Genomic DNA, 21,655 nt, shown 5'->3' with positions numbered 1-21,655 from the left:
AATTGAAACCAACAAAATTTAGCTCAATTATTTCAACATTCATCTTCTGTTATCTCTTGTGGATATTATTTACATGGACATTTACAACACAAGAGCTTTTAGCAGGAGCAGTTGTAAGCTTATTAGTTGCAACTTTAGTTTCAAGATTCTTCATCCATGAAAATGCTTTTCATCTATTTAATCCTGCAAAGTTTATAAATTTAATTCTTTATGTATTTGTATTTTTAAAAGAGCTATGGAAGGCAAATGTTGATGTTGCAAAAAGAGCTCTAAATCCAAATTTACCTGTTAATCCAGGAATTGTAAAAGTACCTGTTAATTTAGAGTCAGAATATGGAATGGCTATGCTTGCTAATTCAATTACGTTAACTCCAGGGACAATAACAATGGAGATAGTAGAAGAAAATGGTAAAAACTATTACTATATACATTGGATAGATGTTGCTGAAACAAACAGAGAAAAAGCTGGAGAAGCAATAAAAGGTACTTTAGAAAACTGGATAAGGAGGATATGGAAGTGAATAGTTTAATATTTGTATCAATATTTTATATTATATTATCAATAATCCTATTATATAGAGTTTTAAAAGGTCCAAATGTTGTTGATAGGGTTGTTGCTGCAGATAGTATTGATTTACTAACAGTAGTAGCATTAGTATTATTTTCTGTATACAGCAAAAGAGGTATATATCTTGATATTGCATTAACTTTAGCAATTCTAGGTTTCATAGGAACACTACTAATTTCAAAGTATCTGGAGGGAAAACTATGATATATGTAGCTTATATATTCATGATAATAGGTTGTTTTTTTGCCTTTGCAGGTACTGTTGGTGTTTTAAGAATGCCTGACTCATATTGTAGAATGCAGTCAAGTACAAATATTGCAACACTAGGTACCCTAGGTGCTCTTCTTGGTGGATTTTTATTTGCTTTAACATTAAAAAATACATCAATGGCAATAAAAATTTTATTCATAGCAATTTTTATAATTATTACAAATCCAGTGGCTGGACATGCTATTTGTAAAGCAGCTTATAAGTCTGGCGTAAAGGCTGATAATTTGACATGTGATGATTATGGGAGGGATTTTCCTAATGAATAATATTGTTTTATTAAATACATTAATATTGATAGGTATCTTAGTATCAGCAGTTTTAACAGTATATTTTGATGACCTTCTTTCATCAATTATAGCATTAGGTGCTGTAGGGGCCTTTGTTACTTTAGAGTTTATAATGTTACATGCACCAGATGTTGCAATTGCAGAGGCTGCAGTAGGAGTTGTACTACAACCTGTTATATTTATTGTAGCCCTTAGAAAAGTAAAGGGGGTTAGAAAATGAAGAAGTTTTTCACTTACTTTGCACTTACAGTATTTTTAATAATTGGTTGTTACACAGCAATTGAAATGTCAAAATTGTCTCCTACCTTCAATGGTGAAAAAGTAAATGTTGTTGAGTTATATAACAATCCAAGTAAATATGAAAATAATGATGCGGATGGAGTAGCCAATTTAATGGTAAAACAAACTATTGATAAAACTCATGCAATTAATGCTGTTACAGCAATAGTTTTTGACTTTAGAGGATACGATACATTAGGTGAATCATTTGTACTATTTACTGCCATTTCAGGTACAGTTGTTATATTAAGAAATGCTATGAAAGGAAGGGCAGATTAATATGAGCAATAAGAATGTTAAGGTTAAAGAATATATCATTAAATCTGCTGCAGACTTTTTTGCACCAATAGGATTAATATTAGGTATTTATATAATTTTACATGGACATCTTAGCCCTGGTGGAGGATTCCAAGGTGGTGTTATAGTTGCTTCAGCAGCAGTACTAATTTATTTAGGATATGGTTATGAAACTGCAACAAATACTTTAAAACCAAATTTACTTAAAAAGAGTGAAGCTATAGGTGCTTTAATGTATTCATTCTTTGCATTACTTGGTATATTTTATGCTGCAAACTTCTGTAGAAATGTATTTTATAATGTAGGAAATCCTGGTGATTTATTTAGCTCAGGTACAATTTTCTTAATGAATTTTGCAGTAGGATATAAGGTTTTAACAGGAGTAGGATTTTTAATTCTACTAATGTTTGGACTTCTTGCAAATAAAGAAGCATAGATAGGGGTGATTAAATGTTATTAATGAATTATATTACATGTATAATTCTTATAGTTTTAGGTTTATATACTATTGTTACTAAAAAGAATGCTATGAAGATAGTTATTGGTATGGGATTACTAGATTACGGCATAAATCTATTACTTATAAGTGTAGGATTTAAAGCAGGGGGTACCGCACCTATATTTACAATTTCAGAGCTTGATAGAACATCCTTTTTTGTTGATCCAGTACCACAGGCATTAACTCTTACATCAATCGTAATTGGTGCTTGTGTAACTGCATTAGCTTTAGCACTAGTTATTATGATAAATAAACATTATGGTACTCTTGATACCGATAAGGTAAGGAGGTTAAAAGGATGACACAACATTTACCTATATTAGCTATTATTACACTTTTTATTGGTGCCTTTATTGTTGCACTAATTAAAGAGAAAAATGAGGTATTAAGAAATACGGTTGTATTAATTGCAACATTTATGTCTTTTATATTTACTTTAATGATGTACAAACCAATAATTGGTGAAGGAAATATAATTACTTACTGGATGGGTAATTGGGAACCTGTACAAAATTGGGCTATAGGTATTGGATTAGAAGTTGATCAATTAAGCTTATTCTTTGGTTTATTTATTTCATTATCTATTGTATTGTCAGCATTATATTCTTTTAAATATATAGAAAAAGAGACTGGAAAAGATAAGTACTATGTTTTATTTTTAATGATGTCAGCGAGTGTAATGGGCTTTATATTTACTGGCGACCTATTTAATATGTATGTTATGATAGAAATTATGACATTTGCTTCGGTAGCATTAACGGCTTTTAGAAACAATAAGCCAGAAGCTGTTGAAGCTGGTTTTAAATATATTGCTATAGGATCTATTGGTTCATCACTAATACTACTTGCTACTGTTATAATTTATGCACAATTCCATACATTGAATCTTGCACAAATAGCAGGAGAACTGCATAATAATTATACAATTACAACATTGTTTGCATTAGCATTAATGGTAGTAGGTTATGCAGTTAAGGTGTTTGCTGTACCTACACACTTTGTAGCTCCAGATGCATATATGACAGCACCTTCATCAATATCAATGTTATTTTCAGGTATTGTTAATAAGGCAGCTGTATATGGTATCTTAAGAGTACTATATGTAGTTTATCAAAGTATGAATCTTCCATCTGTACAATTTATGCTAATATTCTGGGGAACTGTTACTATGTTTATTGGTGTAACAATGGCATTAGCACAACACGACTTTAAAAGGCTATTGGCATTCCACAGTATTTCACAAATTGGTTATGTAATTACAGGTATTGGTTTAGCAACAGCTTTAGGTATTACTGGTGGATTATATCATGCCTTGAACCATACTTTATTCAAAGGATTATTGTTCCTATGTGCTGGAGCAGTTTACTATGCAACAGGAACAACAGATTTAGATAAACTTGGTGGATTAGCTAAAAGAATGCCACAAACTGCTTTAATATTTATAATTGGTGCTTTTTCAATTAGTGGTATACCTCCATTTAATGGTTTTGTATCAAAATGGATAATTTATCAAGCATCATATGAAGCAGGATATGCTCCTGTTACAATAATTGCTTTAATAGTAAGTGTTATGACATTAGCTTCTTTTATAAAAGTTGCTCAATCAGCTTTCTTTGGACAATTACCAAAAGAGTTTAAAAATGTTGAAGAAGTACCTCTTTCAATGAGGGTACCAATGTGGATAATGGCTATTTTATGTATAGTTGGTGGAATATTCCCATCAAGCTTTACAAAATACTTGATAACTCCAGCTGCAAATGCAGTTATGAATTCAGCAAAGTATGTTGAAGTAATGATGGGACCAGAATTTGCGTCAAAATTCTATAACAATTTAGGAAATGCACCAGTAATTGATTATAAATTAGCTGGATATTGGCAACCAATCGCATGGTTAATACTATTTGGAATATTGTTATTAGCATTTACATTAGTAGCATTGCTAGGTGGATTTAATCCAAAACACTTTAGCTATTCAGATGAAGAAGATGCTAAATATGATGTATTCTATAGTGGTGAATCAGCTGAGTTTTCACATGTTGGTGGAAGTGACTTGTTCTGGGGCTTAAAATATCAATTTAGACATTACTTTGATTTAATGCATAAGATTCACAATGGAGTAGTAAATGATTACGCCCTCTCAGTTGTATTAACAGCTGCTGTTGTATTATTATATGTTTTCACATTTGTTAGATAAGGAGGGACTAGGTGTGGAATTACTAAAAAGAATATTATATATATTATTTTATCCAGGCCTACTTTATTGTTTTGTTGGAGGTTTAGTGTTAGCAGGTATAGATAGAAAATTATTAGCAAGAATGCAAAAAAGAGTAGGTCCACCAATTTGGCAGCCATTTTATGATTTCTTTAAACTTTTAGGTAAAGAAACAATAGTACCAAGAAATGCTGCTAAGAGAGCATTCCTAGCAGCTCCAGTTATTGGGCTAATAAGTTTAATAACAGTTTCATTATTTATACCTGTATTTAAATTTAGTCCATTTAGCACATATGCAGATTTAATTGTTGTTATATATCTTCTAACAATTCCTGCTGTTGCATTGATTGTTGGAGGATCAGCTTCAGGTTCACCTTATGCAGGTGTTGGTATATCAAGAGAAATGGTTGCTATAATATCATATGAGCTTCCAATGGTAATATCATTGTTGGCTATTGCGAAAAAAGTAGGATTAGAATTAAATAATGGGATAATGACTTTCTCACTATCACAAATTGTAGAATATCAAGCGCAAAATGGACCACTATTTACAAAGTTAAGCATGATTCCAGCTTTTATTGCAATGCTTCTTGTTATACCATGTAAAGTAGGAAGCTTACCTTTTGATATAGCTGAAGCTGAAATAGAGATTTGTGAAGGTCCTCTTGTTGAATATAGTGGTGCACCACTTGCTATCTTTAAGCTTAACCATGCTATAAAAATGCTAGTAATGACTTCACTTTTCGTGACACTATTTTTAAGTGGTTCAGGAACAGGTATATTGGCAGTAGATGCTATTTTACAATTTATATTAAGTATTGTTGTTGTATTCTTCTCAATTACTATATTAAAAGCTATTACAGCAAGATTAAGAGTAGAACAAACATTAAGATTTTATTGGACTTACCCTACAGCCCTAGCATTATTAAGCTTAATTCTTGTTTACTTTGGGTTGTAATTTAGGAGGTGTTTGAATGTTTGAAAAGCTAATTCAAAAAGGATTAGAAAAATCAGCATGGTTATATCATTTAAATACAGGTTCTTGTAATGGATGTGACATAGAGCTTGTGTCAGTTATTACTCCAAGATATGATGCAGAGAGATTTGGTTTTAAGATTGCAGGTTCTCCGAGACATGCAGATATAATAGTGGTTTCAGGGCCAATAACGTCACAATCTAGAGACAGGCTTATAAGAACTTTAGCACAGGTACCAGAACCTAAAGTTGTTGTATCACTAGGATCATGCCCAAGATCATGTAATGTATTTAATGGAAGCTATTGTGTTGAAGGTCCATTAGATAAATATGCACCAATAGATGTATCAATTGCGGGTTGTCCTCCAAAACCAGAAGCTATAATGGCAGGATTAGTGAGAGCTGTTGAGATACTTAAGGAAAAAAGGAGGGCAATGAAATGAAATTTCCATATTTAAAAGAAGCTGTTAAATCATTATTTTCAAAGCCTTCAACTGAAAATTTCCCTAAGGAAGTAAAAGAAGCACCAGAAGGATATAGAGGGAAAATTGTATTTCATCCAGATAAATGCGTGAATTGTGGAATGTGTATAAGAGTTTGTGCACCTGGTGCAATTACAAGAACAATTGAAAAGGTTGAAGATGGTGATAAAGTAACATTTCAATTTTATTTAGGACAATGTACATTTTGTCAATTATGTCAAGACTTTTGTCCAAGAAAGGCTATCGAATTAACAAAGGAATATTTAATGATTGCAGAGAATGAAGAGGATTTAATGGTTAGAGGTACTTTCATAAAGAAGGCTCCTCCAAAACCACCTGTTCCACCAGTTCAACCAAAACCAGTAGCACAAAATGATCAGCCAAAAGAAGAGAATAAATAAATCAAAATGAGGTCCTTTATTGGGACCTCATTTTATTTAAAATTATATATTAATATTATTTAATTTATAACAAAAACAAAGTGTTTGAAATTTTAATAATTTTATATTAAAATAATTTATGCAACTTTGAAAGGAGGAGTAGTATGATTACGAAAGAATACGTAGCATCAATAATTGACCACACAATATTAAAAGCAGAAACAACACCAGATGATGTTAAAAGAATTTGCAATGAGGCAAAAGAAAATGGATTTGCATCAGTATGTATAAATCCTTGTTATGTTAAGCTTGCTGCAGAAGAATTAAAAGATTCAAATGTAAAGGTATGTACTGTTATTGGATTCCCATTAGGAGCAACAACTTCAGATGTTAAAGCTTTTGAAACAAAAAAGGCGATAGAAGATGGTGCACAAGAAGTTGATATGGTTATTAATATTGGTATGTTAAAGGCTAAAAATTATGATTACGTAAAAAAGGATATAGAAGCTGTTGTAAATGCCGCAAAGGGTAAAGCTTTAGTTAAGGTTATTATAGAAACTTGTCTTTTAACTGATGAGGAAAAAGAGATTGCATGTAAGCTTTCTGTTGAAGCTGGTGCAGACTTTGTAAAAACTTCTACAGGATTTAGCAAATGGGGAGCTAAAGAAGAAGATGTTAAATTAATGAGAAGGGTAGTTGGACCAGAAAAAGGAGTAAAGGCATCAGGTGGTGTACATAGTTTTGAAGATGCAGTTAAAATGATTGAAGCAGGAGCTAATAGAATCGGTGCAAGTTCATCTCTAAAGATTATTGGAAAATCAAATGAAGAAAAGTCATATTAAAAAAAGAGCTGTGAATTACAGCTCTTTTTTATATTTTTTTATCCTTAAAATTGAGGTTTTAGAATATTATATATTAAGTAAGGAGGTGAAGGCATGTCACCAATAAAAAAACTATCATATGAACAATTAAAAACTGTATTCAATTTACCTAAGTTTAAAAATACTAGTGAGATAAAGCCTGAATATCAATTAATTGAGCAAAAAAGGGCAATTGAAGCAATAAATTTTGCACTTGAAATGGACCAATTTGGATACAATATATATGTTTGTGGATATGAAGGTATTGGTAAAAGAAGTTATCTAATTGATATGTTAAAGAAAAGAGCCAAAAAAGAAAAAACACCTTCTGATTGGGTCTATGTATATAATTTTGAGGATATTTATAAACCTATAGCACTTGAACTTAAACCTGGAACAGCATATGAATTCAAACAAGATATAAACGATTTTATAGATAATATAATTGAAGAATTACCTGAATTTATAAGTAGTGAGGAATTTGAAAAGAAGAGAAATGAATTAATAGAATATTACGAGAAGATTATTTTAGATTTATCAAATGAAATAAATGAAAAATGTAAAGAAAAGAACTTGGTTTTTAAATACACTAATGATGGATTTGCATTCATTCCAATAAACAAAAATAATAAAGAGATGACTGAACAGGAATATTTGGAATTGAGTGATGAAGATAGAGATGAAATAAATAAAAATGTAAATGAGTTAAAATCTGCTGCCTATGATGTTATAAGAAAAACTAGAAATATAAAAAAAGAATTGAATCAAAAGATTAAAGATATTGAAAACAGTTTATGTACACTATATATCGAAGGTAAGATGAGTAATTTAATTGAAAAATATAGTTATAGTGATAAAATTAAGCAATATCTAAACAATTTAAAGTTGGATATTATAGAAAATATAGATGTATTTGTTGAATTTGAAAATTTAGATAAAGAGTTTGTTGAAAATTTCATAAACAGATATGAAGTAAATGTTATGGTTAATAATTCAATTGAGGGAGCACCAGTAGTAATAGAAGAAACACCTGAATATCAAAAATTAATTGGTTTAGTTGAATATGAGAATAAATCAGGAAATTTAGTAACAGATTTCACCATGATACAACCAGGTAGCCTACATCTAGCTAATGGGGGTTATTTGGTTTTAGATGCAAGAAAGCTGCTAGAAAGTTATTTTGGCTATGAAGCTTTAAAGAGATGTTTACTTTTAAATAAAATTATAATAGAAAACCTAAAAAATCAATTAGATATAATACCAATAGTAAATTTAAAACCAGAACCAATCCCAATAAAAACAAAAGTTATATTGATTGGAACACCAGAAATATATTACATCTTATATAACTATGATGAGGAATTTAGAAAACTATTTAAGATTAAAGCAGATTTTGATTATGAATTTGAAGATAATAATGAAAATATGATAACATTTGTAAAATTAATTAAATATATAGTTCAAGAAAAGAATTTAAAAGATATTACATTTGATGGTATACAAGAAATTTCAGCTTATGCAAAACGCAAAGCAGAGAGTAAAAAATATTTAACAACCAATATTTCATCAATAATAGAAATTTTAGAACAGGCAAACCAAATAGCAAAAGATAATAAGAATAGGTATATTGATAAAAATGATATTAAATTGGCAATAGAAAATAAAAACAAGAGAAACTCTTTAATAAAAGACAAGATTTTAAGTTTATATAGACAAAATAAATATATTGTTGATGTAACGGGCTTTAAGATAGGACAAATAAATGCATTGTCGGTTGTTGATTATGGTGATTTTGAATTTGGTAGAGTTAATAAAGTGACTGTAAATACATTTTGTGGTAATGGAAATATTATAAATATAGATAGAGAAGTGGGTTTAAGTGGTAATATTTTTAATAAAGCAATATTGATTTTAACAGGTTATATTGGCGAGAAATTTGCACAAACTGGTAACTTATCCTTTAATGCAAGTATATGCTTTGAACAGATGTATGGAGAGATTGACGGTGATAGTGCAACGTTGGCAGAAACTGTAGCATTACTTTCAAGTTTAGCAGAAGTTCCTATTAATCAAGGAATAGCAATTACTGGATCAGTTAATCAAAAAGGTGAAGTTCAAGCTGTTGGAGGAGTTAATACTAAAATTAAGGGTTATTTTGATATATGCAAAATATTTGGATTAGATGGTTCTCAAGGTGTTATAATACCTGAATCTAATGTTGATGATTTAGTTTTGGATGATGAAATACTTACAGCAGTAAAAGAAGGTAATTTTAATATATATACAGTTAATAGTGTTGAAGATTGTTTTGATATTTTACTACCTGCGTCTATTAAAAAAGGAAGAAAGACAAATAATTTTGATTATGTTGAAGAAAAAATTTTAAAAAGGCTAAATAAGTTTAAGGATAATAAAGAGAAACAAAAAAAGGAATAGGCTGCAAATTGCAGCCTATTATACATTAAATCTAAATACTATTACATCTCCATCTTGTACTACATAATCTTTTCCTTCAAGCCTTATAAGTCCTTTTTCTCTTGCAACTACTTCTGATCCACAAGCTACTAAATCTTCAAATGATATAACTTCTGCACGTATAAAACCTCTTTCAATATCTGAGTGAATTTTACCTGCTGCCTGTGGTGCCTTTGTACCTCTCTTAATAGTCCAAGCTCTAACTTCTTTTGGTCCTGCTGTTAAGAAACTTATTAAGCCAAGTAGACTATAGCTTGCTCTTATTAGTTTGTTAAGACCAGGTTCATCAAGTCCGTAGTCTTTTAAAAATTCTTGCTTTTCATCATCAGAAAGCATAGATATTTCTTCCTCTAGTTTTGCACATAGAGGAATAACCTGAGAATTTTCATTTTTAGCATATTCAATTACTTTATTTAATAAAGGATTATCGGCATACCCATTTATTATATCATCTTCAGATAGATTTGCGACATATAATACAGGTTTAGATGTAAGTAAGAAATATTGTTTTAACATTTCTCTTTCATCTTCAGTCATTTCTAGTGTTCTTGCAGGTTTAAATTCTTCAAGATGAGTTTTTAATCTTTCCATAAAGCTTAATTCTTCTTGTGCTTTTTTGTCACCAGATCTTGCTGCTTTTCTTGTTTTGTCCATACGTCTTTCAAGAACTTCCATATCAGAGAAGATAAGCTCAAGATTTATTGTTTCTATATCTCTAATTGGATCAACAGATCCTTCAACGTGTACAATGTTTGTATCTTCAAAACAACGTACAACGTGAACAATTGCTTCTACTTCTCTTATATGAGATAAAAACTTATTTCCAAGACCTTCACCTTTGCTTGCACCTCTTACAAGTCCAGCTATATCATAAAATTCAACAATTGCAGGAGTTACCTTTTCAGGATTGTACATTTCAGCAAGTTTTTCAAGTCTCTTATCAGGCACAGAAACTACACCAACATTTGGTTCAATTGTACAGAATGGATAATTAGCTGATTCAGCTCCAGCTTGTGTTATTGCATTAAATAAAGTACTTTTACCTACATTAGGTAGTCCGACAATACCAAGCTTCATATTTATCTTCCTTTCTTAATTTCAGTATTTATTACAAATAAATTCTAACAAATAACACGAAGTTAGTGAAGATACAAAAATAAAAGGCTGCAAATGCAGCCTTGGTGCCGAAGGCGGGGGTCGAACCCGCACGGGTGTTACCCCACCGGATTTTGAGTCCGGCGCGTCTGCCAATTCCACCACTTCGGCAAGAACAATTTGATAATAGCATGAATATGAAATTTTGTCAATATGTTTTAATATATAAAAGGGGCAAATTGTTTACTGCCCCTTTTTAATTCTATTTGGTTTTGGTTTAGGACGACCTACGATAGGTTTTTGTTTTTCAATTTTTGCAAGTCTTAACAACTCAAAATAAGTTAAGAATGTTACAACAAATAAAGTTGTTTGAAGATATTGAAATGCTAAAGATTTAACGTAATATGTTTTGAAGAATATTGGTATAAATAATACAAGAAACATAACAATAAATAATAACCACTTTCTCTTTTTGAAAAAGTTGATTAAATAGGGTTTTGATAGATTAAAAATTCCTAATGAAACAAATGTTAAAACAATGATAATAAAAATTTGATATAATATTGCCATTTTATACCCTCCTTCTTTTTATATTATATCAATTTCAAAAAATTTTTCTATATTTAAAGTAATTGAAGATTAAAAAATATAATGTTATTATATTTTATAACTAATAATAAAACTATATGGAGAGTGGAGTGGAATTATGAATAAAAAATTATTAATAATAGATGCTAATAGTCTTTTAAATAGAGTGTTTTATGCATTACCTCCAATGAATACAAGAGATGGAAGACATACAAATGCTATTTATGGATTATCAGTTATACTTTTAAAAATTGTAAAGGAGTTTAACCCTAGATATATTGCTGCAGCTTTTGATAAAAAGGCACCGACATTCAGACATATTGAATTTGAAGAATACAAAGCTGGGAGAAAAAAAATGCCAGATGAGTTATCGCAACAGTTTCCAATAGCAAAGGAGCTTTTAAAGGCATTTAATGTTGGAATATATGAAATTGAAGGATATGAGGCTGATGATATAATTGGAACAATTAGTAAAAAATTCGAAGAACAGGGATATGAAATTTTAATACTAACTGGTGATAAGGATTCGCTTCAGCTTGTTTCTAATAATACAAAGGTTATGATAACTAAAAAGGGAATTACTGACTTAGAAATATATGATGTTGAACATATAAAGCAAAAATATGGATTAGAGCCAATAAAAATAATAGATTTAAAGGGTTTGATGGGAGATTCTTCGGATAACATACCAGGTGTGCCAGGAATTGGTGAAAAAACAGCTATTAAATTATTAATGGAATTTGGTAGCATTGAAAACATATATGAAAATTTAGACAATATTACAGCGAAAAAGGTTAAGGAAAATCTAATCTCTTATAAAGAGAGTGCTTTTTTAAGTAAAAAATTAGCTACAATTAATAGAGATGTACCTATTGATTTTGAGTTAAATGAAATGGATATTCAAAACTGTGATTTTACAGAGGTTAGAAGAATATTTGAGGAATTAGAATTTAAAAGTTTACTTTCAAAATTACCAAATAAAGAAGAGGCAAAATGTGAACAAGATATAGTTGAGAATGAAGAAGAAATAGAGTTGAAGTTTGATATTACACAATTAAAGGAAAAAATAAAAGATAAAAATGAAATAAGTCTTTACTATTCTAAAAAGGATGGAGTTATTGTTTTTGAAGATGGTTACGCTATAAAAGAAAATGATGTTAAAGAACTAAAATACATATTTGAAGACATAAATATAAAAAAGAATACATATGATGCTAAATCAGTTTATAACCTTCTAAATAAAAATGATATTAAATTTAATGGATTAAAAAATGATTTAGGTCTTATACTTTATCTTTTGAATCCAACAGAGGATTTTTCATCAAATGAAGAAGTGATTTCACAGTTAATAAATCAAAAAACAATTACAATTAAAAGTATTGCGCTCTTTGTCAATAATATGAACAGAATTATTGAGGAAAAAGTTAAAACAATTAGAGAATATTCATTAGAAAAATTATTATACGAAGTTGAAATACCATTAATTGAAGTTTTATCTTCTATGGAGTACCATGGCTTTAAGGTTAACAAAGAGGTTTTGCATCAGATTGGATTTAAAATTACAGAAGAAATTGATAAGTTAACAAGTGAGATATATGACATTGCTGGAGAGGAATTTAATATAAATTCACCAAAACAGTTGGGAGTAATTTTATTTGAAAAGTTAAATTTACCTGTAATTAAGAAAACAAAAACTGGATATTCTACAAATGCAGAGGTGCTAGAAGAGTTAAAGGATAAACATGAAATAGTATCAAAAATTATTACATATAGACAGCTTGTCAAATTAAAAACTACATATATTGATGGTTTAATTAATGCTATACAAAATGATGGCAAAATTCATTCAAGCTTTAATCAGATGGTAACAGCTACGGGTAGGATCTCTAGCACAGAACCAAATCTACAAAATATACCAATAAAATTAGAGCAGGGAAGAGAAATAAGACGTGCTTTTGAGGCTGAAAACAATGATTTTGTTATATTAACTGCAGATTATTCACAAATTGAATTAAGAGTTTTAGCACATATATCAGGTGATGAAAACTTAATTCAATCTTTTATTAGAGGAGAAGATATTCATAAAAGGACTGCTTCAGAAGTCTTTAATGTTCCGATTGAGGAAGTTACACCTTTACAGAGAAGTAGGGCAAAGGCTATTAATTTTGGTATTGTTTATGGACTAAGTGATTTTGGACTAGCGCAGGATTTAAAGATAACTAGAAAGGAAGCTAAAGAATATATAGATAATTATTTTAAGAGATATACAGGAGTTAGAAAATATTTAGATGATGTTATAAATCAGGCAAAAAGTAATGGATATGTAAAAACAATTATGAATAGAATAAGGTTTATACCAGAGATAAATTCATCCAATAGAAACGTAAAGATGTTAGGTGAAAGATTAGCTATGAATACTCCTATACAAGGTTCTGCGGCCGATATAATTAAAATTGCTATGGTTAACGTTTATAATAGATTAAAACAAGGTAATTATAAATCAAAGTTAATACTACAAGTTCATGATGAATTAGTATTAGAAGTTCATAAGGATGAATTAGATGATATAAAGAATATTGTAAAGAATGAAATGGAGAAGGCAGTAGAACTAAAGGTACCATTAGTAGTTGATATTAAATGGGCAGAAAATTGGTATAATGCGAAGTAGGTGGTATTTGTGAAGATAATAGGTTTAACAGGAGGGATAGCTTCAGGTAAATCTACTGTATCTAATTATTTAGCATCAAAAGGAATAAAAATAATTGATGCTGATAAAATTTCTAGAAGTATATATGATATAGGCAGTAAAGCTTATGTATCAGTTGTAAAGGAGTTTGGTGTTGAAATATTAAATGACGATAAAACTATAAATAGAAGAAAATTAGGGAATATAGTGTTTGCTGATAAAGAAAGATTAAATATATTAAATAAGATAACACATCCTATTATATTTGATGAAATTAAAAGACAAATAATGGAACTTACAATACAAGGAAGTAACATATGCGTTTTAGATGCAGCACTCTTAATTGAAAGTGGATGGTATAAAGTAACTGATTTAAAATGGTTAGTATATGTAAATAGAGAAACACAGATTAAAAGACTTATTGAAAGAGATAAAATTAGTAAAGAGGAGGCTATTAATAGAATAAAAGCACAGATGCCTTTTGAAGAAAAGGTAAAATATGCAGATTTTATAATTGATAATAATTCAAGTATTAGATATACATATGAACAAGTAGACATATTATTAAATATAGCACTCAATGGAGGAAAAAAATGAACAAATTCCTAAGAATTTTGTGTTTGATTTTATTAGTAGTAGTTGCTATTAATCATAAATTCATATTAAAAAAAATATTTAAATTAAGTTACCAAAAACAAGTATATACGTATTCTAAATACTATAATTTAGATCCTATGTTAGTTTTTGCAGTTATAAAAGTTGAAAGTAATTTTGATAAAAATGCTGTTTCAAACAAAGGGGCAGTTGGATTAATGCAGATAAAGCCTAGTACAGCTGAATATATTTCTAATTTATTAAAGGATGATAGTTTTGATAAAAGTAAATTATTTGATCCAGATTTAAATATTAGATATGGGTGCTTTTATTTAAAAAAAATGATTGAAATGTATAATGGGGATATAGATGTTGCTCTAATGGCATACAATGCTGGATGTGGTAATGTTAATAAGTGGTTAGATAATGCTAAAGGTAAACTTGATATTGAGGATATTCCATTTAATGAAACCAAATGGTATGTAAAGAAAATAAGAAAATATTACAAATTATACAGATATATCTATATTGATATTGACAAATAATAAAATGGATGATAATATAAAGTTGTAAGCGGAGATGGCGGAATCGGCAGACGCGCACGTTTGAGGGGCGTGTGGGTATCCCGTGCGGGTTCAAGTCCCGCTCTCCGCACCAATTGTGAATCTAAAGGCCTTAAAAGGCCTTTTATTTTTATATGCCGATTTATAAATTAAGTCCTCTAAGTTTTAGAGGACTATTTTTGTTTTTGTGACTTATAAAATATGTTTAAATAAACCAGAAGGAATTTAGATAGTTATATAGAATATAAAAAATATATAAGATAAGTTAGGTGATAATTATGATACCAGTAAATATTATAAAGGATGACTTAACAATTAGGTCAATTACAAAAAACGATTTAGATAACATATATAGATTAATTCAAGATCTAAATCATTATGAACAATTAGTTAAACAGGAAGAATTGAATTATGAGTATATTAAATCAAGATACATAGAAACATTAGCTAATTCTATGGAATACTTCTGTATAATACTTAAGAACGATAACATAATTGGTTTTTTAAAAGGTAGGTTAGAGATTAAAAATAAGCTGGAGTCATGGTTAATGGCATTGTATATGAAAAATGAGTTTAATCGTTATAAAGGTGATGTTTTAGGTATTTTTGAAGAATATTTAGCGAATTTATATAGGGTTAATACCTTTAATGTAGTAATAAATGAAGATAACAGTGAATTTTGGATTGAAAATGGATATTTGTTTAATAGAAAAATGAATTATACAGATGGCTATTTAAATTCACATATATACACAAAAAGAAGGGGAGGATAATATGGATTTTAATACAAGTTGGTATTTTGATAAAAAAATAGAAAGAACAAAAAAAGCACTTGAAAAGAATAACTATGAGGTATATGTTGTAAATAATGTTGATGAAATGAAGGAAAAAGTGCTTGAATTAATACAGGATAAGAGTACAGTTTCATTCGGCGGATCAATGACGTTAGTTAATTCAGGTATATTAGATGAACTAAGAAAAAAGGATATAAAATTACTTGATAGATATAAAGAGGGATTAACTGGTGATGAAATAGCAAATCTTTATAGGGAAACATTCTTTGCAGATTATTATATAACTAGTAGTAATGCAGTAACAGAAAATGGAGAATTGGTAAATTTAGATGGTAATGGAAATAGAGTTGCAGCAATGATTTTTGGTCCTAAAAAAGTTATTGTAATTGTTGGACAAAATAAATTAGTTAAAGACCTAGAAGAAGCATATGACAGAGTTAGAAACTATGCTTCACCTATTAATGCTAAGAGATTAAATAGAAGAACTCCATGCTGTGAAACAGGTTATTGTTTAGATTGTAATTCTAATGATAGGATTTGCAACCATTATGTAGTTACTTATAGACAAAATGTAAAAGGAAGAGGAATAGTAATAATTGTTAAAGATGAATTAGGTTATTAAAGTTGAATTTTTAATTTGTTTATAGTATAATAGTCAATAGCTATTTCATATACTATATTATGATAATATTGCCGAATCCCATAAGGGTACGGAGGAACCAAGTTTTTGGGGTGAAGCTATTTAAAATAGCGGGGACACCTTCTCCCTAACCCGTCAGCTAACTCCGGAGGCGTAGAAGGAGTGGTGTATTTATGAATAAAAAATTAATATCCTTATCATTGGCACTTGCATTAACATTTACGTCTTTCCCAATAATTAATGTACAAGCTGCCAAAAAAAGTACAAGACAATCTAGAAAGATTACATCAACAAGAAGGATAACCAAAACAAGAAAAACAGTTAAGAAAAACTTAAAAAGATCAGCATCAAGAGGAAGAATTTATTCAAGAGGATCAGGAAGTGTTTTAGCTGAAGGAAATGTAAGCGAGTTAATTAATATTGCTTTGTCTCTACAAGGAATAAGGTATCGTTATGGTGGTACTACATTAAATGGTTTTGACTGTTCAGGATTTACTCAATATGTATATAGACAAATAGGAGTTAACATACCTAGAACAGCAAGTGAACAGGCGCAAGTGGGACTAGCTGTCTCAAAAGAATCCTTAAGACCAGGAGATCTAGTATTTTTTGAGACAGTAAGAGCAGGTATATCACATGTTGGGATTTACATTGGAAATGGTCAGTTTATACATGCTTCCTCAGGCTCATCTTATAAAGTAAAAATTTCCGATTTAAATTCATCATATTATAAACCAAGATATAGAGGTGCAGTTAGAATAATAAAGTAAAATAGAGCCCTAGTATGGGCTCTATTTTTATAATAAAAATAGCATTTCATCATTAATATTTTTTAGATTACTTTAATATAATTAAATTGAAATGGAGGGGGATAAAAAATGAAGTACACAAGACTTGAAATTGGTGGTAAGAAAATGACAGAGGCACAAAAAATTTATATTTGCTTTTTTATTTTAATACCAATAATATCCATATTATTTGGTTGGTATATTAGCAAATTTATTATGCTTAGATTGAATCCACTAGATAAAAACAGCGTAGTAACTAATAATATTAAAAAAGATCAAAAAATTTATCTTTTACAATTAGGAGTTTTTTCAAATGAAGCTAATGCAAAAGTATTGATAGATAATTTAAAAAAAATAGATATCTATAGTTACTATTATAAAGATAATGATATCTATCGCATTATTACAGACATATCTACAAGTTCTGATTCAATTGAAAAAAGAAAGAATGAGTTAGAAAAAAAAGGATTAAAGTGTATAATCAAGGAAATAAATTTTGAAAATAAAAATGATTTAAATAAAGATATGTATGAAATAGTAATAGCTCAAATCAAATTAAAAGATGGCCAAGTTTCATTAGATGATTACAAGTTAATATCAGAACAGTTTTATAAAAGATATATGAATGATAAAAAAATGGAGAATATAATAAAATATTTAAAAAACTATGATCAAGCCTATAAGATAAACAGTAGTCAAGAAATAATTAGTGCTCTAATTAAAAATGTTGCTATACTTTCTAAAGGAGAGTTGTAATTATTTATTAAATTTTTATTAAGAGCACATTAAGTATTGTAGTGATTAATCATAAATGATAAACTTATTATGTATTTATATGTTTAAAGTTTTTATTTTTTGTTAAAATTCTTAAGGGGGAAAATAATGGGTAAGGTGAATTATAAGTTACAGAATACAATTATTATCGTTATATGCTTACTGGCTTCAGAGGCATTAAATAATGCTCTTAAGAACTTTAAAAGTTTGAAATTTATTACTACTGAGCTTATTATAGGCACTCCAAAACCTATAAACGTTGATTTAAAAATGTTTAATTTAGTTTTTGGATTAACATTAAATTTAAGCTTTATATCATTTTTAGGTTTACTTATAGGAATAATACTAATAAAAAAGTATAGGTGATAGATATGAAAATAGTTTTGGCATCATCTTCTCCAAGAAGAATAGAGTTGCTTAGAAATTTAAATTTAGAATTCGATGTAGTACCCTCAAATTTTGAAGAAAATATTAATTTAAGTAATCCTGTTGAATTAGTTAAAAATTTTGCATATAATAAAGCATTAGATGTGGAAAGTAGGGTACAAAAAGATTCATTGATCATAGCGGCTGATACTATTGTATACAAGGATGGAGAAGTATTAGGAAAGCCTAAAAATGAAATTGATGCATATAGAATGTTGAAGCTTTTGAGTGGTCAAAAGCACGAGGTGTACACGGGATTAAGCTTAATATATAATGGCAAAGTTATCAATGATTATGAATGTACATATGTTTATTTTAAAAATTTGAGTGATGAAGAAATTAAATATTATATTAACACTAAGGAACCATTTGATAAAGCAGGGGCTTATGCTATTCAAGGTTATGGTAGCATTTTTGTTGAGAAAATTGAGGGCTGTTATTTTAATGTTGTTGGTTTACCTATTAGTAAATTGTATGATAACATTAAAAGGATGGGGATTAATATATTAAAAGGAGAATGATTTTATGAATGAATACTGCATAAGGATAAAGGATATCCCCATTGAAGAAAGACCTAGAGAAAGATTAATTAAATATGGTGAGAGTGCCTTATCAAATGCTGAATTATTAGCTATAATTTTAAGAACAGGAACGAAGTCAGAAAGCGCATTAGACTTAGCCAAGAAGATTCTATCAATGTATGGTGGTATAACCTTTCTTGCAAATAGTTCAGTATTTGAATTGAGTAAAATAAGAGGCATAGGTTTTGCAAAAGCGTGTCAGATTAAGGCATGTATTGAATTGGGAAAGAGGTTAAATTCATTTAAAGGACAGGAAAAAGTAAAAATAACTTGTCCAGAGGATGTAGCGCTGCTTGTAATGGATGAAATGAGATTTTTAACTAAGGAACATTTTAGAGTTATATTTTTAAATACAAAAAATTATGTAATTCAAGTTAAAGATATTTCTATAGGTAGCTTAAATTCCTCAATTGTACATCCAAGAGAGGTTTTCTTAGAAGCTATTAAGCAGAGTTCTGCATCTATTATATTGTGTCATAACCACCCTTCAGGTGATCCTAATCCAAGCAGTGAAGATATAAATATTACAAAAAGGCTTATAGATGCAGGAAAAATATTGGGTATAGAAGTTTTAGATCATCTTATTATAGGAGATGGAAAATATATTAGTTTAAAAGAAAAAAATATCATATGACATCACGAAAGGAGAATGAATAATGGGACTATTTGGAATTTCAAAGGATATGGGTATTGATTTAGGTACAGCTAATACTTTAATATACTTAAAGGGAAAAGGCATCATACTTAGAGAGCCATCTGTTGTAGCTATTAGAAATGACAATACTAAACAGGTTTTAGCAGTTGGAGATGAAGCAAAAGAAATGATAGGTAGAACACCTGGCAATATAGTTGCTATTAGACCTTTAAAGGATGGTGTTATAGCTGATTTTGATATTACTCAAACTATGCTAAATAAATTTATAAGAAAAGTTACTAATAATAGTTCATTTGTTAAACCGAGAATAGTAGTTTGCTTCCCTTCAGGGGTTACAGAGGTTGAAAAAAGAGCCATTGAGGAAGCAACTAAGCATGCAGGTGCTAGAGAGGTTTATTTAATGGAAGAACCGATGGCAGCTGCAATTGGGGCAGGACTTCCAGTTAGCGAACCAACAGGAAGTATGGTTGTAGATATTGGTGGAGGTACAACAGAAGTTGCTGTAATTTCATTAGGAGGTATAGTAACTAGCAAATCCTTAAGAATAGCTGGAGATGAACTAGATCAATCAATTGTACAATATATAAAGAAGGAATATAATCTAATGATAGGAGAAAGAACAGCTGAGCAAATTAAGATGGAAATTGGATCTGCCTTCCCAGATGAAGAAGAAGTTACAATGGACATAAAGGGTAGAGATTTAATATCAGGTCTGCCAAAGGTTATAACTGTATCATCTGCAGAGATTAGAGAGGCAATTAAAGAACCTGTAGCAGCAATAATTGATGCTATAAAGTCAACATTAGAGAAAACACCACCAGAATTAGCTGCAGATATAATGGATAAGGGTATTATGTTAACTGGTGGAGGAGCATTGCTTAAAGGATTAGATAAGCTTATAAACAAGGAAACTCATATGCCTGTTCATATAGCTGAAAATCCATTGGATTGTGTTGCAATAGGGGCTGGAAAAGCTCTAGACAACATAGATAAGCTAGGCCTAAATAGAGGTTTTGGTTTCCCACAAAAGAATAGATAGAAAGAGGGAGCTAAATGGATTTTTTAAAGAACAAGTTATTAACAATTATACTTGTTCTTTGCCTTGTACTAACAATTTTTATTGGAGTAACAGCCAATAATAAAAATAATGAAGGCTTTTTTCAGGGGGTTATAACTTCAACTATAGCCCCCATTCAAAAACAAATTTATATCGCAGGGCAAAGAATAACAAATATTTTTTCTTTTATAAAATCTATTTCTACACTGAGAAAGGAAAATGCTGAATTAAAATCTCAAGTACAAGACTTGAAAAATAAATTGGTGGATTATCAAAAAATAAAAACTGAAAATGAAGAAATGCGTAAATTATTACAATTTAGGCCAGACAATAATTTTAAACTGATTTCAGCTAATGTTATAGGTAAAGTAGGAGATAATTGGTTTAATGTTTTGATAATTGATGCAGGTCAAAATGATGGAGTTAAAAAAGGTTGTTATGTAAGAGCAGCCGATGGATTAGTTGGAAAGGTAATAGAAGTTTCTTCAAACACATCTAAAGTTATGACTATATTAGATGAGAATATAAAAATACCTGTTGTTATTAATGAAACATTAGAAGAAGGACTACTAGTCGGTAATAACAACAGCAATACATGTAAAGTATCATATTTGCCAAACGATACAAAATCAACTGTAAGCAATTTAGTTATTACAAGCAATATTACAAATAATGCTGATGTTGTTGTACCAAGTGGCATAATTGTTGGGACAATAGAAAAAATAGAATATGAAAAAATAAACTTATCAAAAACAGCATATATAAAACCAGCTGTTAATTTTTATAAAGTTACGAAGGTACAAGTTATAGTTAAATAAAGGGGTAGACGC

27 protein-coding genes, 2 tRNA genes and 1 riboswitch are annotated in these 21,655 nt (G+C 29.4%); of the genes, 26 read left to right on the top strand and 3 right to left on the bottom strand.

Annotation, left to right across the window (positions count from 1 at the left end):
- Positions 1 to 2 precede the first annotated feature (2 nt).
- The 13 genes from TCEL_RS05500 to TCEL_RS05440 all read left to right on the top strand — a co-directional run bounded on the left by TCEL_RS05500 (position 3) and on the right by TCEL_RS05440 (position 9,545).
- Entirely contained in the window at positions 3 to 521 is a 519-nt protein-coding gene (locus TCEL_RS05500) for a Na+/H+ antiporter subunit E (RefSeq protein WP_018661967.1), read from the top strand.
- Positions 518 to 772: an MrpF/PhaF family protein gene (locus TCEL_RS05495; protein WP_018661965.1), complete on the top strand. Its 255-nt coding sequence runs from the start codon at positions 518 to 520 to the stop codon at positions 770 to 772. Before TCEL_RS05500 ends, TCEL_RS05495 begins: the two co-directional genes overlap by 4 nt.
- Complete coding sequence (mnhG, locus tag TCEL_RS05490) at positions 769 to 1,104, top strand: monovalent cation/H(+) antiporter subunit G (protein ID WP_018661963.1); 336 nt, start codon at positions 769 to 771, stop codon at positions 1,102 to 1,104. The genes TCEL_RS05495 and mnhG overlap by 4 nt, the downstream gene beginning before the upstream one ends.
- Positions 1,097 to 1,345 (top strand): hydrogenase subunit MbhD domain-containing protein, encoded by a 249-nt coding sequence (locus TCEL_RS05485; protein WP_018661961.1) that lies wholly within the window; start codon positions 1,097 to 1,099, stop codon positions 1,343 to 1,345. Before mnhG ends, TCEL_RS05485 begins: the two co-directional genes overlap by 8 nt.
- Entirely contained in the window at positions 1,342 to 1,683 is a 342-nt protein-coding gene (mbhE, locus tag TCEL_RS12775; protein WP_018661959.1) for a hydrogen gas-evolving membrane-bound hydrogenase subunit E, read from the top strand. The genes TCEL_RS05485 and mbhE overlap by 4 nt, the downstream gene beginning before the upstream one ends.
- A gap of 1 nt (position 1,684) precedes the next feature.
- Positions 1,685 to 2,137 carry an MnhB domain-containing protein gene (locus TCEL_RS05475; protein ID WP_018661956.1) on the top strand — a complete coding sequence of 151 codons (453 nt, stop codon included), beginning with the start codon at positions 1,685 to 1,687 and terminating at the stop codon, positions 2,135 to 2,137.
- Between the two features lie 14 nt (positions 2,138 to 2,151).
- Positions 2,152 to 2,502, top strand: a complete 351-nt coding sequence (locus tag TCEL_RS05470) for a sodium:proton antiporter (protein ID WP_018661954.1) — start codon at positions 2,152 to 2,154, stop codon at positions 2,500 to 2,502.
- Positions 2,499 to 4,394 carry a proton-conducting transporter transmembrane domain-containing protein gene (locus TCEL_RS05465; RefSeq protein WP_018661952.1) on the top strand — a complete coding sequence of 632 codons (1,896 nt, stop codon included), beginning with the start codon at positions 2,499 to 2,501 and terminating at the stop codon, positions 4,392 to 4,394. The genes TCEL_RS05470 and TCEL_RS05465 overlap by 4 nt, the downstream gene beginning before the upstream one ends.
- A gap of 13 nt (positions 4,395 to 4,407) precedes the next feature.
- A complete protein-coding gene (locus tag TCEL_RS05460; RefSeq protein ID WP_018661950.1) occupies positions 4,408 to 5,370 on the top strand; it encodes a respiratory chain complex I subunit 1 family protein in 963 nt (320 codons plus the stop codon).
- Positions 5,371 to 5,386: 16 nt separating this feature from the next.
- Positions 5,387 to 5,830, top strand: a complete 444-nt coding sequence (locus tag TCEL_RS05455; protein ID WP_018661947.1) for an NADH-quinone oxidoreductase subunit B family protein — start codon at positions 5,387 to 5,389, stop codon at positions 5,828 to 5,830.
- A complete protein-coding gene (locus TCEL_RS05450; RefSeq protein WP_018661945.1) occupies positions 5,827 to 6,270 on the top strand; it encodes a 4Fe-4S dicluster domain-containing protein in 444 nt (147 codons plus the stop codon). Before TCEL_RS05455 ends, TCEL_RS05450 begins: the two co-directional genes overlap by 4 nt.
- A 143-nt stretch (positions 6,271 to 6,413) precedes the next feature.
- Positions 6,414 to 7,091: a deoxyribose-phosphate aldolase gene (gene deoC, locus TCEL_RS05445; protein ID WP_018661944.1), complete on the top strand. Its 678-nt coding sequence runs from the start codon at positions 6,414 to 6,416 to the stop codon at positions 7,089 to 7,091.
- A gap of 93 nt (positions 7,092 to 7,184) precedes the next feature.
- Positions 7,185 to 9,545, top strand: a complete 2,361-nt coding sequence (locus TCEL_RS05440) for a Lon protease family protein (protein WP_018661942.1) — start codon at positions 7,185 to 7,187, stop codon at positions 9,543 to 9,545.
- 18 nt (positions 9,546 to 9,563) lie between these two features.
- On the opposite strand, the gene ychF is transcribed toward TCEL_RS05440, so the two are convergent.
- The 3 genes from ychF to TCEL_RS05425 form a co-directional block, all read right to left on the bottom strand.
- On the bottom strand, positions 9,564 to 10,661 hold the full coding sequence (ychF, locus tag TCEL_RS05435) for a redox-regulated ATPase YchF (RefSeq protein ID WP_018661940.1): 1,098 nt from the start codon (positions 10,659 to 10,661) through the stop codon (positions 9,564 to 9,566).
- Positions 10,662 to 10,763: 102 nt separating this feature from the next.
- A tRNA-Leu gene (locus TCEL_RS05430) sits at positions 10,764 to 10,850 on the bottom strand.
- A 72-nt stretch (positions 10,851 to 10,922) separates the two neighbouring features.
- Positions 10,923 to 11,249 (bottom strand): hypothetical protein, encoded by a 327-nt coding sequence (locus tag TCEL_RS05425; RefSeq protein WP_018661938.1) that lies wholly within the window; start codon positions 11,247 to 11,249, stop codon positions 10,923 to 10,925.
- A 136-nt stretch (positions 11,250 to 11,385) separates the two neighbouring features.
- Between TCEL_RS05425 and polA the strand changes: the two genes are divergently transcribed.
- The 13 genes from polA to mreC all read left to right on the top strand — a co-directional run bounded on the left by polA (position 11,386) and on the right by mreC (position 21,643).
- Complete coding sequence (gene polA, locus TCEL_RS05420) at positions 11,386 to 13,935, top strand: DNA polymerase I (protein ID WP_018661937.1); 2,550 nt, start codon at positions 11,386 to 11,388, stop codon at positions 13,933 to 13,935.
- Between the two features lie 9 nt (positions 13,936 to 13,944).
- Entirely contained in the window at positions 13,945 to 14,550 is a 606-nt protein-coding gene (gene coaE, locus TCEL_RS05415) for a dephospho-CoA kinase (protein WP_018661935.1), read from the top strand.
- Complete coding sequence (locus tag TCEL_RS05410; protein WP_018661934.1) at positions 14,547 to 15,092, top strand: lytic transglycosylase domain-containing protein; 546 nt, start codon at positions 14,547 to 14,549, stop codon at positions 15,090 to 15,092. Before coaE ends, TCEL_RS05410 begins: the two co-directional genes overlap by 4 nt.
- A gap of 28 nt (positions 15,093 to 15,120) precedes the next feature.
- Positions 15,121 to 15,204, top strand: a tRNA-Leu gene (locus TCEL_RS05405).
- A 184-nt stretch (positions 15,205 to 15,388) separates the two neighbouring features.
- Positions 15,389 to 15,883 (top strand): GNAT family N-acetyltransferase, encoded by a 495-nt coding sequence (locus tag TCEL_RS05400; RefSeq protein ID WP_018661932.1) that lies wholly within the window; start codon positions 15,389 to 15,391, stop codon positions 15,881 to 15,883.
- 1 nt (position 15,884) lies between these two features.
- A complete protein-coding gene (locus TCEL_RS05395) occupies positions 15,885 to 16,526 on the top strand; it encodes a lactate utilization protein (RefSeq protein ID WP_018661930.1) in 642 nt (213 codons plus the stop codon).
- A 59-nt stretch (positions 16,527 to 16,585) separates the two neighbouring features.
- Positions 16,586 to 16,714, top strand: a riboswitch (cyclic di-AMP (ydaO/yuaA leader).
- A gap of 3 nt (positions 16,715 to 16,717) precedes the next feature.
- A complete protein-coding gene (locus TCEL_RS05390; RefSeq protein ID WP_018661928.1) occupies positions 16,718 to 17,314 on the top strand; it encodes a C40 family peptidase in 597 nt (198 codons plus the stop codon).
- A 108-nt stretch (positions 17,315 to 17,422) separates the two neighbouring features.
- Positions 17,423 to 18,088, top strand: coding sequence for an SPOR domain-containing protein (locus tag TCEL_RS05385; RefSeq protein ID WP_018661926.1), 666 nt, complete (start codon positions 17,423 to 17,425; stop codon positions 18,086 to 18,088).
- A gap of 126 nt (positions 18,089 to 18,214) precedes the next feature.
- Entirely contained in the window at positions 18,215 to 18,472 is a 258-nt protein-coding gene (locus TCEL_RS05380; RefSeq protein ID WP_018661925.1) for a DUF4321 domain-containing protein, read from the top strand.
- A 5-nt stretch (positions 18,473 to 18,477) separates the two neighbouring features.
- On the top strand, positions 18,478 to 19,053 hold the full coding sequence (locus tag TCEL_RS05375; RefSeq protein ID WP_018661923.1) for a Maf family protein: 576 nt from the start codon (positions 18,478 to 18,480) through the stop codon (positions 19,051 to 19,053).
- Positions 19,054 to 19,057: 4 nt separating this feature from the next.
- Complete coding sequence (radC, locus tag TCEL_RS05370) at positions 19,058 to 19,747, top strand: RadC family protein (RefSeq protein ID WP_018661921.1); 690 nt, start codon at positions 19,058 to 19,060, stop codon at positions 19,745 to 19,747.
- 22 nt (positions 19,748 to 19,769) lie between these two features.
- On the top strand, positions 19,770 to 20,807 hold the full coding sequence (locus TCEL_RS05365) for a rod shape-determining protein (protein ID WP_018661920.1): 1,038 nt from the start codon (positions 19,770 to 19,772) through the stop codon (positions 20,805 to 20,807).
- Between the two features lie 14 nt (positions 20,808 to 20,821).
- A complete protein-coding gene (mreC, locus tag TCEL_RS05360; RefSeq protein ID WP_018661919.1) occupies positions 20,822 to 21,643 on the top strand; it encodes a rod shape-determining protein MreC in 822 nt (273 codons plus the stop codon).
- The last annotated feature ends 12 nt before the right edge of the window (positions 21,644 to 21,655 follow it).

Source organism: Thermobrachium celere DSM 8682 (assembly GCF_000430995.1).
Lineage (GTDB): Bacteria > Bacillota > Clostridia > Clostridiales > Caloramatoraceae > Thermobrachium > Thermobrachium celere.
This window is presented reverse-complemented; position numbering and strand designations above follow the sequence as displayed.